Source organism: [Pseudomonas] carboxydohydrogena (assembly GCF_029030725.1).
Classification (GTDB): domain Bacteria; phylum Pseudomonadota; class Alphaproteobacteria; order Rhizobiales; family Xanthobacteraceae; genus Afipia; species Afipia carboxydohydrogena.
The window spans coordinates 2,272,931-2,289,939 of record NZ_CP113162.1; the positions used below are offsets into that span (position 1 = coordinate 2,272,931).

Sequence of the window (17,009 nt, forward strand, 5' to 3'; positions counted from 1 at the left end):
AAGTCATGCCCGGTGGCCTGTTTTAGGGGCCCGTAAGTATAGAATAGGTCTAGAACTTTGCCTGCGCGGTAATGTACGCAGCCCGGCCCGGCGCCACCGCTACGAACGGCGCCGCGCTTTGATAAAGCGTGTCGTAATACAGCTTGTTGAAGATGTTGTTCACGGCAACCTTCATCGTCAGGTTCTTGGTGACCTTGTGCTCGAGGAACGCATCGAAGCGCCAATAGCTCGGCAGCGACGTGCCCTGGTTCGCGGCGAGCAACGTGCCGCCATAGATCTTCGAGCGGTACGTCGCCTGCCCGCCGACTTCCCAATCCGGCATGAACTTGTACTTGGTCAGCACGTTGAACGACTGATGCGCGACGTTGGCGAGTTTCAGGCCGACGTTGCTCGTATAGCCAACCGTCGTGGGAGGCGCGACATTGGATTTCGTGATCTTGGAGTCCATTAAAACAAGACCGCCGAAAATGCTCCACTTGTCCGTGATCTTGCCAGCAGCCTCAAGATCGATACCCTGGATGCGATAAGCCGCACCAGCAACAATCGTGTTCGGAACACCGCCAACCGTACCTACTTCACGCGCATTGTCTTTTTCGGTCTGGAACAATGCGGCGGTCAGCAGCAGGCGGCGCTCAAACAGCTCCCACTTGGTGCCCACTTCGGCAGCCTTGTTGCGCTCGGGACCGAAAGCGGCGCCAAGGTTGGTAAAATCCGGGCCGCCGTAGGATGCACTGCTTGCATCCAGTTCCGCGCCAATCGGGTTGGATGATGTCGCATAGGCCGCATAGAGGCTGACATATGGCAGCGGCTTGATGACCGCGCCCGCGTTCCAGTTGACGAGGCCGCTGTCGAGCGCGCTGTGCGACAGGTTCGCGTAGTTGGTGGCGGAGTAATCGTAATTGTCGTATCGGATGCCGCCGTTGAGAATGAGGAAATCATTATAGTTCGCGGTATCGATGGCATACACGCTCTTGGTATCGACGGTCGCAACCAACGGCGTCCCGAGCAGCGATGCACCTCCGAACGGAAGATAGGTTACGCTGGAGGGATCCAAATACGACACGATTGGCGCGCTGGCGCTGGGCATGCCGCTGCCGTTCGCCTCCGAATAGAGGCCGCTATACTTGTCGATGGAGACCTTCTCGCGAGAGAACTCGGTGCCCGCGACCAGCGTGTGCTTGAATACGCCTGTATCGAACTTCGCAGTCAAATCGCTCTGATTGGCCAGCACATCCGCGACCTGGTAACGGCTCTGCGCGTTGAGCTGGGTGCAGTAAGGCTGATTGCTCACAATCTGACAGAACGGCGTTACGTTTGACGTGAAACTCCTGGGCGCTTCCGCAATCGTACCGATGTAATTCAGCAGCGAGCGTTCCGCGCGGAACTTGCTGTTGAAGGTGACATCTGGCGTCAATTTCACTTCGAGCTGCGCCGTGCCGATATCCTGACGGACCTTCTGGAAATCGCGGTTGACTTCGCCGTACCACGTATCGCGCGGCACGCCGCTCTCGGTGACCGGACGGTTGTTGACACGATCCCACGGCACGCCGAAATCGGGAGTGCCGCGCAGGTCGGTATGAATGTAGTTGGCGAGAACTTTGACACTGTCGGTCGGGGTCCACTTCACCGCAGCAAAGCCGCCGTAACGCTCGTCGGTCGCGAAATTACGGCCCGCGATGCCGGCATCCTGCGCCACGCCACCCGCACGGATCGACAGCGTCGGGCTTATGACCTGATTGACGTCGAGCGTGAAACGCTTGGTGCGGTCGGTGCCGAACTCGCTGCTTGCATTGTAGAAATTCTTGTCGCCCGCCTGTTTGGTGACGATGTTGATCGCGCCGCCGGCGGTGCCACGGCCGGCATAGCTCGAGGCCGGCCCACGCAGGATCTCGACCTGCTCGGTGAAGAAGTTTTCGCGAATGCTGACGGCCGGATCGCGGATGCCGTCGAGGAAGATGTCGTTACGCGCATCGAAGCCGCGGATGAAGAAACGGTCGCCGAACGCGTTGCCGCCCTCGCCGGACCCCAGCGTCACGCCGGCGGTGCTGCGGCCGATCTCGCGCAGCGAGGTCGCGTTCTTGTCCTCAAGCACATCCTTGGTGAGAACCGTGATCGTCTTCGGCTGATTGGCGATCGGCTCGCTGAATTTGTTCGATTGCAGCCGCGTCGCCTGATAAGGCGCCGCCGCGTTCGCGTAAGGATCGGCATCCGGCGGGGTCAGTTGGCCTGCGTTGGGATAAGGCACGGGCTTGGCCGCTTGCTGGCGCTTGGCTGCCCGACGCAAGGCGGCAGTGGCGCGCTTCTGATCGCGGGATGGCTTGGTGGTAGCGCGGTGGTGGGCAGGAGCATAGACCGTCACCGGCGGCAACTCGGGAGCAGCCTGCTGGGCCTCCGCGCCCGAAACCGACGCGACCGCAATCAGGCCCGCGATCGAGGTAACTTTTCGGGCGGAAACGCCCCCGTTTTTATCCTGATCGGTGTGTGAAACAGCCCATGTCCGCAGCGAACGCGGCGCCTTCAATCCCTGCATTTCCCCAGTCCCCAGTTATGCTTAAAGTAGCGACGCTTTGCCATATGCGACAAATCGTCCTTGGGGTGCTGATAAAAGGATGGAACTGCACAATCAAACTTTATCCGCCGGTCCACTTTTGAATCGCTCAAATATGCACGCGGCGTACATATTATAATTATTCTAAACTATGAATTTCAGGCAGATGCCTCACTGATCATCCGCGTTTTCCGGACTCGGCGGCTTCATCAGGGAAAACATCTCATCGATCATCTGCTGCGCGACCAGCCGCACCGAGTCCGCGTTCGGCGTGCCCGCGATATTGATGCCGCGCACGACGGCACGAATTTCGTCACGGAAGTCTGTGAGAAAACGCAGCGGATCGCGTTGCTCGTTAGCGACGCGCGCGATCAGTCCCGTAATCAGAATCTGACACCCGATCATCCGGCCATTAAGCTCTTCCATGGGACACTCCATCGCTTGCTGAAAACAGGCGTGATCTAGACAAAACCGAAAGTGATGTCGCGTGGAATCTGCACCGGTGACGCTCTTCATCCGGCATGTTAAATTCGCCTGGAATTGCTCCAATGTCCGGTGATTTTTGGCCGCGCACCTGTCCCTGAATACAGAACCTGCTGACGATCGCTATGCGGGCGCACTCGCCGCGTTGGCGCGCGATGGGCGGCTGCGCAGCCTGCATCCGCGTCAGGGCATCGACTTCGTCTCCAACGACTATCTGGCGCTCGCGGAATCTCCTCGCCTGCGCAACGCCGTGATTGCGGCGATCGAAGCCGGCACGCCGATCGGCGCGGGCGGCTCGCGGCTCCTGCGCGGCAATTGCGCCGAACACGAACAGCTTGAAGCCGATGCCGCGGTTTTCTTCAAAACCGAGAGCGCGCTGTATTTCGGCGCAGGCTACAGCGCGAACTTCGCCGCACTCAGCACCCTGCCCCAGCGCGGCGACCTGATCGTGATGGATGCGCTCTCTCACGCGAGCATGCGCGAGGGTATCAACGCCAGCCGCGCGGAGAATGTTGAGACACCCCACAACGACAGCAATGCCGTGGCGGATGCGATCCGCGCATGGCGAACCAAAGGCGGCAAGGGACGTCCATGGATCGCGGTGGAAAGCATCTACTCGATGGACGGCGACACCGCACCACTCGCAGAACTGATGCAGATCGCCGACCGCAACGATGGCTTCCTCTATATCGACGAAGCGCATGCGACCGGCGTGTTCGGGCCTGATGGGCGCGGTCTGTCCGCCGCCTATGAAGGCCGCGCCAACGTGGTCGCGGTCCACACCTGCGGCAAGGCGCTCGGCGCATCCGGCGCGCTGGTGTTGACGACGAAGCTGCTGCGCGATTTTCTCGTCAATCGCAGCCGGCCCTTCATCTTCGCCACCGCGCCCTCGCCGCTGATGGCGGTCGCGGTCGGAGAGGCATTGAAAATCTTGCGCGAGGAGCCCGAGCGGAGACAACGGCTGCACGATCTCATCGCTTTCGCCGGAGATAAGATCCGCGCGCAAGGTTGGACGCCCTCCGGTTCGCAGATCATTCCCTACATCGTCGGGCATAATGAGCGCACCATGACGCTCGCGGCGGCCTTGCAGCGGCGCGGCTTCGACATTCGCGGCATCCGTCCGCCGACCGTGCCCGCGGGCACCGCGCGGCTGCGTATCTCGCTCACGCTGAACGTGACCGGCGCCGATGTCGAATCCATGCTTGCGGCGCTCCAAGAAGAAGCGCAGACACTCAAGGCATGACCACGCGCCTGATCGTCAGCGGCACCGATACCGATGTCGGCAAAACTGTTTTTTCTGCGGCCCTCGCGGATGCGCTCGGCGCCGATTACTGGAAGCCGATCCAGGCAGGCCACGAGGATGGCACCGACGCGCGCCGCGTGGCCGAACTTGGCGGCCTTACTCCCGACCGCATCCTGCCCGAGAGGCATGTTCTCAACACCCCTGCCTCACCGCATCACGCGGCACGGATCGATGGTCTGACGATTGACGAACGCGCGCTGCTTCCACCGCCGCCGAGCGCGCGGCCGCTGGTGATCGAAGGCGCGGGCGGCCTGATGGTCCCGGTCAACGACGATACACTCTTTATCGATATCTTCGCGCGCTGGCGGCTGCCGCTGGTGTTGTGTGCGCGCACCGCGCTCGGCACCATCAATCACTCGCTGCTGTCCATAGAGGCCGTAAAGCGCCGCGACATTCCGCTGATCGGCATCGCCTTCATCGGCGACGAACAGGCCGAGAGCGAGCGCATCATCTGCAAACTCGGCGGCGTCCGCCGTCTGGGCCGCCTGCCTTATCTCACGCCGCTCACGCATGACAGCCTGCGCCGCGCATTCGCCACCTCCTTCAACCTCGCTGACTTCGCCGCATGACATCGCCGACGACATCTCCGGTCTGGCATCCGTTCACGCAGCACGCGCTGTACGAGGATTTCCCGACCATCGTGCGGGCCGAGGGCGCACATCTGCACACCGACGATGGCCGTCGCATTCTGGATGCGATCGCCTCATGGTGGGTGGTGACGCACGGCCACTGTCATCCGGATATCGTGCACGCGATCCAGACCGAAGCAGCCCGGCTCAACCAGATCATCTTTGCGGGGCAAACCCATCCGCCTGCCGAACAGGTTGCGGAGCGGCTGATCAAGCTCGCCCCCAAAGGGCTGTCGCACGTCTTTTATTCCGACAGCGGCTCGACCAGCGTCGAGGTCGCGCTGAAGATGGCGCTCGGCTACTGGCGCAACATCGGCGCGCCGCGCGAACGCATCGTGGTGATGGAACACTCCTATCACGGCGACACTGTCGGCACGATGTCGGTCGGCGCGCGCGGCGTGTTCAACGCCCCCTATGAACCGCTGCTGTTCGCCGTCGACTGCATCCCGTTTCCGGCAGCAGCCAACGAGCAGAACACACTCGACGCACTGGAGCGCGCCTGCCGCGACAAGCCCGCCGCCTTCATCGTCGAGCCGCTGATCCTCGGCGCGGGCGGCATGCTGATGTATTCGCCGCAAATCCTGAAAGAGATGCGGCGCATCTGCATGGAAAACGATGTCCTGTTCATCGCCGACGAGGTGATGACCGGCTGGGGCCGCACCGGCACGCTGTTCGCCTGCGAACAGGCGGACGTGTCACCCGACATCGTCTGCTATTCTAAGGGCATCACCGGCGGAGCGCTACCGCTCGCGGCGACATTGTGTACACCCGAGATTTTCGAGGCGCATTATTCCACGGACCGGGCGAAAACTTTCTTCCACTCCAGTTCCTACACCGCGAACCCGATCGCCTGCGCGGCCGCGCTCGCCAATCTGAAACTGTGGGACGATCCGCAAACCCGCGAGCGCGTCGCGTCGCTTAGCGCCATGCAGGAGCGCGCGCTCGCGCCGTTCCGTAACGATTCCCGTTTCGAGAACGTCCGCCGCTGCGGCACCATCACCGCGATGGATCTGAAAGTGCGGGATGCCGGTTATCTCGCGGGCATCGGACCGAAGCTGCTGGCGCACTTCAACGCGCGCGACATCCTGCTGCGCCCGCTCGGCAACACCATCTACGTGATGCCGCCTTATTGCGTGACGTCACAGGATATCGAGCGGATTTATGGCGCGATCATGGATGCCGCAACCATCCAGCCGTGATCGTCCGGCCCGGACCGCCTTCAGGCAGCCCGTACCGTTTCCAGGAACTTGACGACCTCGGCCTTCAGCCGCCGGTTCTCGTTCGACAGCAACTGCGCCGCCGAGAGCACCTGAGAAGAGGCCGATCCGGTATCGCCCGCGCCGCGATGGACGTCGGCGATGCTGGTGGCGACACGCGAGGTACCAGCCGCCGCCTGCTGGACGTTCAGCGCGATTTCCTGCGTCGCCGCGCCCTGCTCCTCGATGGACGCCGCGATGATGGACGCGATTTCCGACAGGCGGCTGATCGTGCCGCCGATCTCCTTGATCGCAACCACCGACTCTTCCGTGGCCGACTGCATGGCCGCGATCTGGGTGCTGATCTCGTGCGTGGCCTTGGTCGTTTGCGCCGCCAGCGCCTTCACTTCCTGCGCGACCACCGCGAAACCCTTGCCCGCTTCGCCCGCGCGCGCAGCCTCGATGGTGGCATTGAGCGCCAGCAGGTTGGTTTGGCTCGCGATCGTCGTAATCAGCATGGTGACGTCGCCGATGCGGTTCGCCGCCTCCGACAATTCGCTGATCCGCGTATCGGTGCGCCTGGCCTGCTCGACGGCCTCCGCCGCGATCTGGTTGGAATCCGATACCTGACGGCCGATCTCGGAGACGGACGCCGCCATCTCCTCGGTCGCGGACGCAACCGACTGGACGTTGCTGGACGTTTCTTCCGAGGCGCTGGCGACGACGGCGCTCAGTTCCTGCGTCGCCACGCTGCTCTTGGTCAGCACCATCGCCGACGATTCAAGATCGCTCGAGGCCGAACTGACATGCTCGATGATCTTGCCGACAGCGCTCTCGAAACTTTCCGCGAGCGCATGCAGCTCCGCCTTGCGGGTCGTCGCCAATTCGCGGTTCTTCGTTTCGCGCTCGACGGCGTCCTGCTCGGCCTTGGCCACCGCCTGAACCTTGAACTCCTCCACGGCGCGAGCCATCTGGCCGACCTCGTCACCACGGTCGAGACCGGGCAACTGCACCGATAGATCTCCGGCGGCAAGCTCATGCATCGCCTCGGTCATCACCACCACAGGCTTCGAGATTCCGCGCCCGATCAGAACCGAGAATAGCAGACCGAACGCGGAGATGACGCCCAGCACGATCTTGAGAGTGAACTGCTGCTCTTCGAGGCGCACCTGGGAAAGGCCGACCTCCATGCTTTTGCGTGTGCTGCTCGCGCTCATCATGTCCGAGACAAGCTGCGACACCACAGTAAACTGCTTTTCCGCGTCCTTGATGAACCTCGTATCAGCGCCGGAAGCGCCCGTCTTGTCGATGACGATTTTAGCTTTGGCTGCATAGACAGCGACGGCATCTTTCAGCTTTGTGTAGTCTTCCCGCGACAAAACCGAGCTTGGCTCATACAGACTGACCTCAAGAGCCGACAACGCATCATCGACACGCCCGAGCGAAGTCGTGGTGTCAAATACGTAGTCCGAGATGGCCTTGGCATCCGTCTCGGTCGCCGCCGTCGTCGTGAGGCGATACAGATTGGCATGAGCCGACCAGATCGTGGAGGTGAAATCGCTCATCAGTTCGGCCTGACGAACCGGGCCGGACATCAGCCCTTCCTCTGACGACTGGTTGTGTTGGAGCGTCTTCAGCGAATACATCCCCAGCGCGACAAGAGAGATGACCAGAAAGAGCGGCGCGATCTGAACCTTCCAGGACAAACCGATGTGCCTGACGAAGGAGAAGACGTTAAATCTCGAGGCAACTCTCGATACCCAACCGAAATACTTGGTCCAACCGAAAAGCTTCCTGGTCCAGCCGAAAAGGTTCAACTTCTTGATCCCGCCGAGCATGTCAGCTCCCTCAAACACGAGTCATCAAAATTATCGGACATAGAGCCAGTTGCTTGCAGGTGCCCCTCGCACAGCGCTGCTATTGATGCTCTTGCCCCCGGATTTCGCGCATCCCCATGCTGGCAAGCGGCCAGCAAAATTCGCAAAGACAGAAATGACACAAAATGAAGAACGGGACGTTAAAATGTTACCATCTTAACGCCCCGCCTGAATCAAAATACGCCTGTAATTACTGGATTTCTTTACTATCGGCCATTGAACGAGGACAGACCGCCGCACTGAAAACCGCGGCGGCCCGCTCGCGTCAGGAATCGAAATTCGTGCCGCTCGAGACCGGCGCCCATTTCATGATCTCGGCCTGAAGCGCGCCGAGCTTGGCGCCGACAAAGTTGAGCGCATCGTGCCCCAACAGCAAATGCAGCGGCGGCTCCTCCGCTTCCACCGCCATGATGATGGCCTGCGCCGCCTTGCGCGGATCGCCCGCCTGACGGCCATTCCTCTGGGCCAGAGAGGTGCGGAAAGCTCCGGCCGATTCCGCGTAGTCGGCGATCTGCTCCGGCGCGTGGGCCATCGAGCGGCCGGCCCAGTCGGTGCGGAAAGAGCCGGGCTCGACGATCGTGATCTTGATGCCGAGATGTTTGACCTCCTTGGCCAGCGACTCCGATATGCCTTCGAGGGCATACTTGCTTCCGTTGTAAATTCCGACACCCGGAAACGCCGCCAGCCCGCCCATCGAGGTGATGTTGACGATATGCCCTGCCCGGCGCTTGCGCATGAACGGCAATGCCGCCTTCATCACCGCAACCGGTCCGAACACGTTGACCTCGAATTGCCGCCGCACTTCATCAAGCGGCGCCTCCTCGATCGCGCCCTCGAAACCGTAGCCTGCATTGTTGACCAGAACCGCGATCGGCCCAACCTTGCTCTCGACCTCGGCGATACCCCGCCGCACGGCGTTCTCGTCGGTGACATCCATCAGCACCGCAACGGCGCGCCCCGGTGAGAGTTTTTCGAAGGCAGCCTTGTCATTTTCGTTTCGCACCGATCCCGCGACGGTGTGATCGTTTTGCAAAAGAACTTCCGCCAGAGCCCGGCCGAAACCGCTGCTCACGCCCGTAATGAACCAGATCGACATTGTTTTTCCTTCAATGACGGCGGCAAAGCCGCCGCACAGAATTCATGCGATCCATAAATCGGAACGGCTTGCGGAAAATTCAACGGGTAGGCGCGATTTTGATTTTTTCAGAATGCGCAATCCGCTTCACAATCACGAGAAGCCTCGCATAACGACAATCGTCACAGAAGATTTTGCGCATTTTCTCTCGGCCGATATGCTTTAATGACGTTGCGGCTTCGGCCGCCTTTTTCATTTTTCGGAACGACGATACGCGAGGCTATCCATGGAATACGTCAAGTTCGGCAAAACCGGTCTGAAGGTATCGCGCCTGTGGCTCGGCTGCATGACCTACGGCACGCCGGATCGCGGCAAGCATCCATGGACCATGCCGGAGGACGCCAGCCGTCCGCTCATCAGGCAGGCGCTCGAACTCGGCATCAATGTGCTCGACACCGCCAATTCCTATTCGGACGGCACGTCCGAGGAAATCGTCGGCTGCGCGGTCAAGGATTTCGCGAGACGCGACGAGGTGGTGATCGCCACCAAGGTCTGTCTGCATATGCGCGACGAGCCGAACGGCGCGGGCCTTTCCCGCAAGGCCGTCTTTACGGAAATCGACAACAGCCTGCGCCGGCTCGGCACCGATTATGTCGACATCTACCAGATCCACCGCTGGGACTACGACACGCCGATCGAGGAAACGCTGGAAGCGCTGAACGATCTCGTCCGCATGGGCAAGGTTCGCTACATCGGGGCGTCCTCGATGCACGCATGGCAATTCACCAAGGCGATCTACACCTCGCGCCTGCATGGCTGGAGCGAGTTCGTCAGCATGCAGGACCACATCAATCTCCTGCACCGGGAGGAAGAACGCGAGATGCTGCCGCTGTGCATGGATCAGGGCATAGCGGTGGTGCCGTGGAGCCCGCTCGCGCGCGGCCGCCTGACCCGCGACTGGGACGATATCAGTGAACGCTCGAAGACCGACGCCTTCGGCAGCACGCTGTACACGCAGGCTGTCGATGCCGACAGGAAAATCGTGGAGGAAGTCGCGCGCATCGCCAAGGCGCGCGGCGTGCCCCGCGCGCAGGTCGCGCTGGCATGGGTTGCGCAGAAACGCGGCGTGACCGCGCCGATCATCGGCGCGTCAAAACCGCAGCATCTGACGGATGCGGTTGCCGCGCTGTCGCTGCACCTGACCGAAGATGAGATCAAGGCGCTGGAAGCACCTTACGTGCCGCACCGCATCGCGGGTTATCAATAGCCTTTCACGTCAAACAGGCAGACGAACAACAAACGGCGCAAGGCGGCGCGGCGAACGGTAAGCCCGCGAAAATCCATCAGCGCGGCATCTTCGCCCGCCTCGGTGGCTTTTGCTGAATCTGCCTCCACAGCGCTTCGGCCGCGGGAGACAACCGGGCATCGTTCAGACAGGCCAGCCCAATGCGCCGGGTGACGGCTGGCTTGAGACCACGGAAGACGATTCCCTCATACCGGCCCGGAATCGCGAGCGATGCGACCAGCGAAACACCCTGCCCTCTGGCGACAAATTCGAAGATCGACGTCAACTGCGACAATTCGTGAGTGACTTTCGGCTGTAATCCCGCTTTCGCGAAAGTGCGCGACACCAACCCGCCGGAACCCGCGTAGGTCAGGATGAATGGATAGCGCACCAGATCGCGCAAGCCCACGGTTTCACAGGCCGCGAGATCGTGCCCGGCAGGCAACACGGCAACAAGCTGATCCGTGGCCAGCAATTGCGTATCGAACCTGTCATTCGGCAGCGTGATGATTCCAATCTCGATTTTGCGGTCGAGGAGCGCCTGCTCGATCTCGAGATCGGTTCGCTCGATGACCTGAACTTCGATCCCGGGATAGCGCTTGCGAAACGTATCCAATATCGGAGGCAACAGTTTCAGCGATGCCGTGAGGCCAAACGAACCAAGCCGCAAGGTGCCGGTTTCAAGCCTCGCTCCGCTTCGGGCAGCCGCTTGAACCAGATGCAGCGCGCTGAACACATCGCGGACATGGGGAAGCACCTGCCTGCCCGTGAAGGTCAGCTCGACGGCCGGCGCGTTGCGATCAATGAGCTGGACGCCAAGATTCGATTCAAGAGACCGGAGCGCGTGGCTGGTTGCCGAGGCCGTCATGCCCAAGGTGCGGCCGGCGCTCGAAATGCCATCCGCCTTTTCAAGCGCCAGCAGCAATTCCAACTGCTTCAGGGTCGGAGCACTTTTACGTTGCCGCTGCGCCATTGAATTTCACTTCAATTGTTGATGAGATAGTTGAGTCATATATTCCATTGAGATTTTGGTCAATGAACTGAGTTCGTGAAATGCGCAGCCATCCGGTCGATTCCAGAAAATCAAAAGCCACAAAACCAATCGCCATCGTCGGCGGCGGCTTTTCCGGCGCGGCACTGGCATGGCATCTGCGCAGGATGAACGTCACCGCCAATATCATCGTGATCGAGCCCCGCGCGGATCTCGGGTGCGGCCTTGCATATGCGACGCCCGACCCCGCGCACCGGATCAACGTGCCCGCGACGCGGATGATCCTCGATGCGGACGACGCCGAGCATTTCCACCGCTGGCTGATCGACACCGGCTATCTCGCGACCGATCCGCAAGCCGCCATGTCCGATGGCCGGCTGTTTCCGACTCGCGCAATCTTCGGCTTCTACATGGCCGAACAGATGCGCAGCCTGAAGCCCGCGGTGATGCATCTGCGCGCGAAGGCCTTGAGCGTCAGCGCCACGAAAGGCAGATTCCGCATCGCTTGCGATAATGGCGAGACGATCGATGCCGCCAGCGTGGCGCTCGCGACCTGCCACGCGCCTCCCGCAATTCCCTCCTCGCTCAGATCGCTGCAATCGCATCCCCGGTTCTTCTCCGACCCGTGGAGCGGGAACGCGCTGGCATCGCTTGCGCCGCGTGATCGCGTGCTGATCGTCGGCACGGGCCTGACGATGGCCGATATCGTCGCCTCGCTGGAGCGCGCCGGTCATCGTTGCGAAATCGTCGCCGTCTCCCGGCGCGGACTACGGCCACAGTCGCATACGGACAACCAGTCGGTCTTCGAGGGCGATTTCACGACGCCTCCCCTCACGCAAGCAACCGCCTTGTCCCGCTATGTCCGCAGAGCCGTCATTGACGCGGCGCGGGAAGGACTGCCCTGGCAGATCGTGCTCAACCGCGTGCACGAGCAAGGCCAGCCGATCTGGCAAAACCTTTCCGCATCAAGCCGCCGCCAGTTCCTGCGTCACCTTCGTCCCTATTGGGACACACACCGCTTTCGTATCGCGCCGCAGTTGCACGAGACGATCGACAAACTCATCGCATACGGCATGCTCGATATCCGCGCCGCATCCGTGAGGGCGAGCCATGGCGCACTCGACATCAGCGCTGCATCCGTGCGGGCGAATTCCACCACGCCGCACACCATCAGCGTGGATTTGCGCGCGCGTCATGACATGAAATGGAAATCGGAAACATTCGACGCGGTCATGCTGGCGACCGGCCCGGCACATGCGGTCGCAGCCGACCCGCTGCTGTCTTCCATGAATGCCGATGGATTGCTTCAGGGCGATCCGCTTGGCCTTGGCATAGCGGTCGACCGCGCGGGCCACGCCATCAGTCATGGGAACGAGCCGAATCCGCATTTATTTGTCGCGGGCCCGCTGGCGCGCGGCACGTTCGGCGAATTGATGGCCACATCGGATCTCTCGGCCTATGCGAAAAAAATCGCCGGGCGCATCGCCGCTTCATTGCTTGTCACCGACGATCACGTAACGTCCGCGTAAGCGCGCACCTGCTAGCTGGCGAGGGCCTTGCCCGGCGCCAATGACGGCCGGCCGGTGATCTGATCATAAGCAGAGATCGGCTGCGGGCGGCCAAGCAGATAGCCCTGCATCTCGGTGCATCCGGCATCGGCCAGGAAGTCGCGCTGCGCCTCCGTCTCCACGCCTTCGGCGATGACGCCGAGATTGAGCGCCTCTCCGAGGCTGATAATCGCGCGGATGATCGCCGACGACTGCACGTTCTTATGGATCTGGGCGACGAAGGTCTGGTCGATCTTGATCTTGTCGAACGGAAACGATTGCAGATACGACAACGACGAATAGCCGGTGCCGAAATCGTCCATCGCGATGCGGACACCAAGATTCTTGATGCGCCGCAGGACCGAACAGGCGCGCGAGAAATCCTGCATCAGCACGCCTTCGGTGATCTCGATCTCAAGCCGCTTGGGACTGAGGCCCGTTTCCAGCAGGATCTCATGAATAAGTCCCGGCAGGTCGTTCTGCTGGAAGCTCATCGGCGACACGTTGATCGCGATCTGCAGCGGGTTCGGCCAGCTTGCCGCCTCGCGGCAGGCTTCGCGCAGGATCCACGCATCGATGGCGACAATCGAACCGGTTTCTTCCGCGAGAGGGATGAACGTAGCCGGGCCGATCAATCCCCTGACCGGATGGCGCCAGCGCACCAGCGCCTCGAAGCCAAACGGATTCCCATCCGGGCCGCCCTGAGGCTGATAATGCAGTTCAAGCTGACGGCTTTCGATGGCAACACCGAGATCGTGCAACAACGCGCGTTTCTCGCGAAGCTGTTTGTCCATCGCCGGCTCGAAGAAACGGACAGACCCCCGCTCCTCCTTCTTGGCGCGATAGAGCGCAACGTCGGCGTTAGTGATGAGTGTTTCCACATCCGCTCCATCCTGCGGGAAGATGGAAACGCCGACAGTACAGCCGCTGTGAATGGCATGGCCGTCGATATGGAACGTCAACTCGAAGGCCGTCAGCACGCGCGTGCAGATATCCCCCGCGCGAGCCGGCTGCTCGCCTTCCGACGAGACGATCATGAATTCGTCGCCACCCAGACGCGCGATGAACGCGCTGCCGCACGCGGCCTGCAAGCGGCGCGCGGCTTCATCCAGGAAGGCGTCGCCCGCACTGTGACCGTAAGTATCATTGATCTCGCTGAAGCGATCGATATCGAGGCTGAGAATGGTGAAGGAGCGCTGCTCCCGCATCGCCTCTTCCCAGACCTTGTGAACATGCTCGTTGAAGGCGGCCCGGTTGAACAACCCGGTCAAGGAATCGTGCTGGGCGAGATACTGGATCTGAGCCTCGCTCTTGCGTTGCTCGGTAATGTCCTCATGCGTTCCGACCCAGCCACCGTTTTCCATCGACTGGTACGACACGCTGATGGTGCGGCCATCCACCAGTTCGAGAATCCATCGGCTGAACTCGCGATTCTCCACCGAATTCCACAGACGCGACGAATAGGAATCCAGATCCTTGACGATCGTCCCGGCTTTCTTTCTCGCCGCGAACATATCATCCACCGTCATGCCGACACGAATGTCATCCGGCGCGATCTTGTACATCCCGACGTATTTTTCGTTCCACAATTGCAGACAGTTGTCGGGCCCGAACATGCACAGGCCCTGCTGCATATTGTCGATAGCCGCGTTGAGCTGAATGTTGCGCTCGTTGATGTCGCGGCGGCTGCGGCGATCTGAGATCGCGCTGATCAGGCAGGCGACAACGAAAGCGGCCATCACCGAAGCCACGCCCACCGAAAGTGCGATCGGCGACAGGCCGACATTTTCGGAGGATGCCGTGATGTCCGGGATCAATCCCATCGCGCTCATGGCGACGAAATGATCGGACAGGATCGCCATCATCAGCAATCCCGCGCCGATTACGCCAAACCATACCCTCTCGCCGCGCCGCACGGCAGAAAGGGAAAGCGCGCCGAAGCCCACGCCGCATACGATCGAAACCGACAGCAGGTCCGGCATCCATACAATATCGGCAGGCATCCGCAGCGAGGCAATTCCGAGATAATGCATCAGGGAAATGGCGGCGCCGAGGATTCCGCCACCGATCAATGGCGCCCATGTCCGGTCGCCATAGGTCGCGGTGATAAACCCAACGATCATCATGACAATCGCGACGCCCAGCGATGCAACCGTCATCAGGAAATCGAAAGAGATCGAGATCCCCGGCGTGTAAGCGAGCATTCCGATAAAGTGCGTCGCCCAAACACCACAACCGCCTACAAGACCGGCCGTGAGCGCCCAGAACAGGCGGGACGTCGCTTTGTCGTCGGCGATCGCGCGCTGATACATGTTGATGGCAGAAATGCTGGTCAGCAGGCAAACGCCCGCAGCCAGAAGAACTAGCCTCCAGTCATGTTGGGTTTGCAGGCAGGTTATAATTCTCAGCATTTCTGCGGTTGTGCTGGTCCCGGGACAAAAACCGTAGCAACCTGAGGTATGTTGCTGCTTAACACCTCGCGCCAATGCGGTTGTTGGTAAACACACCGTAAATGGCCGGCATTCAGCGTTCTGCGATAACGCTCATCCCTGAAATGCTTCTGGAATTTTCAGCGGAATCTCTTCGCATAGCCGCCTGCGGCAAACTTGCTCACAAGGCCAGGCATTTCGCCATCGCACAGAACAATTCCGTTCAGCCCGCCACGCCAGCAAGCTCGCTTTTGCGAAAATGCAGATAATCGGCAGAGAAATCGCCAAGACTCGCCAAACCGTCCCAGTTGCGAATTTGGATGAGCCGGGAATCCCATTCCAGCAATTCAAGCCGGCGCAATTCCTGGATCACGCGATTGGCGTGCACCGTCGAGATACCCGAAGCATCGGCCACGTCCGACTGCGTCCAGGGAATCGTGAACGCCATGTCTTTTGCAAGGCCGACCGCCTGCAAGCGCAGGACAAGTTCGCAAATCAGATGGGCGACGCGGCCGATGGCGTCGCGCTGGCCAAGGGTAATGACCCACTCGCGGAAGATGGCTGCATCGACCAACGACTCACGCCAGAACACATGCGTCAGCGACGGGGATGCCTGAAGCAATTCCTTGAACGCGGCGTGCGGGATGAACGCCACCACGGCTGCCCCTAGCGCCGTCACCGTGTGATCGAGCTTGGGCAGATGGAGCGTCTGCAAATCGGGGACATCGCCCGGCACATGAAACGACATGATCTGGCGCTGCGAGCCGTTGGCGAGCTTGTGACGGAACAGGTAACCGTCGATCACGAGAATGCATTGCGTGCTGATGTCGCCATCACGGATGAGATCCTGCCCGTTCGCGAAATTCTTGACCGTCATGGGCAGCTTGGCAATTCCGAGCCGGTCGCTCTCCGATAATTTGACCACGCTGTCCAGCCGACGCAACAATCTGGTGTAAGGACGTCCGGCTTCCATGCCTGCCTCTGCGGTGAGAACCAAATTTGACCCCAAGGCCAACGGTTCCACGGCATGCCAGTTCCTTCCCGTCCAGTTCCATAACCCATGTTAATGGTTGTGCATGTTGTGGGAAAAAGATTCCTCCCTGCTTTCAGGCCTTATCCGGCGCTAGCGACACGGATTCCCCGATGACATGGCAGGCAGGCCGGGAGGCAGCCACGCCGTTCACCAGTGGCTCTTCTCATCCGTGCAATGAAAAACCGGCCATCTGAGCCCGCGATTCCAATGTGCTCCAAATCGCGGCGAAACGAAATCGTTCCACTCAAGATGAAAAACATCGCGCGATATTCGCGCCGGCGATGCAACTCAAGTGAATGACAATCGTTGTTGGCTTTTTACGATGACGCACGGATTCGAGTCCGCGTCCGAATCGTCAACTCCACAAGGGAATCTGCTGCATGACTCGACAAAGCTCGAAGACCTGGTCCGAGCACGATCTGAAGAAACTGAAAGATTATGCCGATGCAGGCGCATCGCATTATCGGACAGCCGCGGCGCTCAATCGCACCGTATCCGGTGTGCGCAGCATGGCGCAGCGTCATGGCATCCGTTTCGTTTCACCGAAAACGGCGCGTCACGCTGTCGATACGACAACGCCCGCGCCGCTTTCCTGAATCCCGATCGGTTTTGA

General features: G+C 60.7%; 12 protein-coding genes and 2 pseudogenes. 6 read left to right on the forward strand and 8 right to left on the reverse strand.

What is annotated here, in order from left to right:
* Window positions 1–49: 49 nt before the first annotated feature.
* Both AFIC_RS11000 and AFIC_RS11005 read right to left on the reverse strand, forming a co-directional pair.
* A complete protein-coding gene (locus AFIC_RS11000) occupies window positions 50–2,530 on the reverse strand; it encodes a TonB-dependent receptor (RefSeq protein WP_275246277.1) in 2,481 nt (826 codons plus the stop codon).
* Between the two features lie 189 nt (window positions 2,531–2,719).
* The gene (locus AFIC_RS11005; RefSeq protein WP_275246278.1) at window positions 2,720–2,974 is read right to left on the reverse strand and encodes a hypothetical protein; all 255 of its coding nucleotides are present in this window, start codon (window positions 2,972–2,974) and stop codon (window positions 2,720–2,722) included.
* Between the two features lie 136 nt (window positions 2,975–3,110).
* Here AFIC_RS11005 and AFIC_RS11010 point away from each other — a divergent pair, with 136 nt between their 5' ends.
* A complete protein-coding gene (locus tag AFIC_RS11010; protein ID WP_420833329.1) occupies window positions 3,111–4,274 on the forward strand; it encodes an 8-amino-7-oxononanoate synthase in 1,164 nt (387 codons plus the stop codon).
* A pseudogene (gene bioD / locus AFIC_RS11015) lies at window positions 4,271–4,786 on the forward strand (dethiobiotin synthase); the annotation flags it as partial. The gene AFIC_RS11010 and the pseudogene bioD, both read left to right, overlap by 4 nt.
* Window positions 4,787–4,795: 9 nt before the next feature.
* Here bioD and AFIC_RS15840 read toward each other — a convergent pair.
* A pseudogene (locus tag AFIC_RS15840) lies at window positions 4,796–4,918 on the reverse strand (hypothetical protein); the annotation flags it as partial.
* On the opposite strand from AFIC_RS15840, the gene AFIC_RS11020 reads away from it, so the two are divergent.
* Window positions 4,900–6,162: an adenosylmethionine--8-amino-7-oxononanoate transaminase gene (locus tag AFIC_RS11020; RefSeq protein ID WP_275246280.1), complete on the forward strand. Its 1,263-nt coding sequence runs from the start codon at window positions 4,900–4,902 to the stop codon at window positions 6,160–6,162. The pseudogene AFIC_RS15840 and the gene AFIC_RS11020 sit on opposite strands and share 19 nt — an antisense overlap.
* 20 nt (window positions 6,163–6,182) lie before the next feature.
* On the opposite strand, the gene AFIC_RS11025 is transcribed toward AFIC_RS11020, so the two are convergent.
* A complete protein-coding gene (locus tag AFIC_RS11025; protein ID WP_275246281.1) occupies window positions 6,183–7,997 on the reverse strand; it encodes a methyl-accepting chemotaxis protein in 1,815 nt (604 codons plus the stop codon).
* A gap of 304 nt (window positions 7,998–8,301) precedes the next feature.
* Window positions 8,302–9,132, reverse strand: a complete 831-nt coding sequence (locus AFIC_RS11030) for an oxidoreductase (protein ID WP_275246282.1) — start codon at window positions 9,130–9,132, stop codon at window positions 8,302–8,304.
* 265 nt (window positions 9,133–9,397) lie between these two features.
* Here AFIC_RS11030 and AFIC_RS11035 point away from each other — a divergent pair, with 265 nt between their 5' ends.
* The gene (locus AFIC_RS11035) at window positions 9,398–10,378 is read left to right on the forward strand and encodes an aldo/keto reductase (RefSeq protein WP_275246283.1); all 981 of its coding nucleotides are present in this window, start codon (window positions 9,398–9,400) and stop codon (window positions 10,376–10,378) included.
* Between the two features lie 76 nt (window positions 10,379–10,454).
* Here the strand turns inward: AFIC_RS11035 and AFIC_RS11040 are convergent, their stop codons facing one another.
* Window positions 10,455–11,369, reverse strand: coding sequence for a LysR family transcriptional regulator (locus AFIC_RS11040; protein WP_275246284.1), 915 nt, complete (start codon window positions 11,367–11,369; stop codon window positions 10,455–10,457).
* 80 nt (window positions 11,370–11,449) lie between these two features.
* Between AFIC_RS11040 and AFIC_RS11045 the strand changes: the two genes are divergently transcribed.
* Entirely contained in the window at window positions 11,450–12,916 is a 1,467-nt protein-coding gene (locus AFIC_RS11045) for an FAD/NAD(P)-binding protein (RefSeq protein ID WP_275246285.1), read from the forward strand.
* Between the two features lie 11 nt (window positions 12,917–12,927).
* Here AFIC_RS11045 and AFIC_RS11050 read toward each other — a convergent pair whose 3' ends face one another.
* Together AFIC_RS11050 and AFIC_RS11055 are read right to left on the reverse strand one after the other, a co-directional pair.
* The gene (locus AFIC_RS11050) at window positions 12,928–15,345 is read right to left on the reverse strand and encodes a bifunctional diguanylate cyclase/phosphodiesterase (RefSeq protein WP_275246286.1); all 2,418 of its coding nucleotides are present in this window, start codon (window positions 15,343–15,345) and stop codon (window positions 12,928–12,930) included.
* Between the two features lie 241 nt (window positions 15,346–15,586).
* Window positions 15,587–16,336, reverse strand: a complete 750-nt coding sequence (locus tag AFIC_RS11055) for a Crp/Fnr family transcriptional regulator (RefSeq protein WP_275246287.1) — start codon at window positions 16,334–16,336, stop codon at window positions 15,587–15,589.
* A 440-nt stretch (window positions 16,337–16,776) separates the two neighbouring features.
* Here AFIC_RS11055 and AFIC_RS11060 point away from each other — a divergent pair, with 440 nt between their 5' ends.
* Complete coding sequence (locus AFIC_RS11060) at window positions 16,777–16,992, forward strand: hypothetical protein (RefSeq protein WP_275246288.1); 216 nt, start codon at window positions 16,777–16,779, stop codon at window positions 16,990–16,992.
* Window positions 16,993–17,009: the final 17 nt, after the last annotated feature.

What these genes read in the sequence shown, in the direction of transcription:
- AFIC_RS11000 (WP_275246277.1), bottom strand. Translation starts at nt 2,530, where the DNA reads ATGCAGGGATTGAAGGCGCCGCGTTCGCTGCGGACATGGGCTGTTTCA.
- AFIC_RS11005 (WP_275246278.1), bottom strand. Translation starts at nt 2,974, where the DNA reads ATGGAAGAGCTTAATGGCCGGATGATCGGGTGTCAGATTCTGATTACG.
- AFIC_RS11020 (WP_275246280.1), top strand. Translation starts at nt 4,900, where the DNA reads ATGACATCGCCGACGACATCTCCGGTCTGGCATCCGTTCACGCAGCAC.
- AFIC_RS11025 (WP_275246281.1), bottom strand. Translation starts at nt 7,997, where the DNA reads ATGCTCGGCGGGATCAAGAAGTTGAACCTTTTCGGCTGGACCAGGAAG.
- AFIC_RS11030 (WP_275246282.1), bottom strand. Translation starts at nt 9,132, where the DNA reads ATGTCGATCTGGTTCATTACGGGCGTGAGCAGCGGTTTCGGCCGGGCT.
- AFIC_RS11035 (WP_275246283.1), top strand. Translation starts at nt 9,398, where the DNA reads ATGGAATACGTCAAGTTCGGCAAAACCGGTCTGAAGGTATCGCGCCTG.
- AFIC_RS11040 (WP_275246284.1), bottom strand. Translation starts at nt 11,369, where the DNA reads ATGGCGCAGCGGCAACGTAAAAGTGCTCCGACCCTGAAGCAGTTGGAA.
- AFIC_RS11045 (WP_275246285.1), top strand. Translation starts at nt 11,450, where the DNA reads ATGCGCAGCCATCCGGTCGATTCCAGAAAATCAAAAGCCACAAAACCA.
- AFIC_RS11050 (WP_275246286.1), bottom strand. Translation starts at nt 15,345, where the DNA reads ATGCTGAGAATTATAACCTGCCTGCAAACCCAACATGACTGGAGGCTA.
- AFIC_RS11055 (WP_275246287.1), bottom strand. Translation starts at nt 16,336, where the DNA reads ATGGAAGCCGGACGTCCTTACACCAGATTGTTGCGTCGGCTGGACAGC.
- AFIC_RS11060 (WP_275246288.1), top strand. Translation starts at nt 16,777, where the DNA reads ATGACTCGACAAAGCTCGAAGACCTGGTCCGAGCACGATCTGAAGAAA.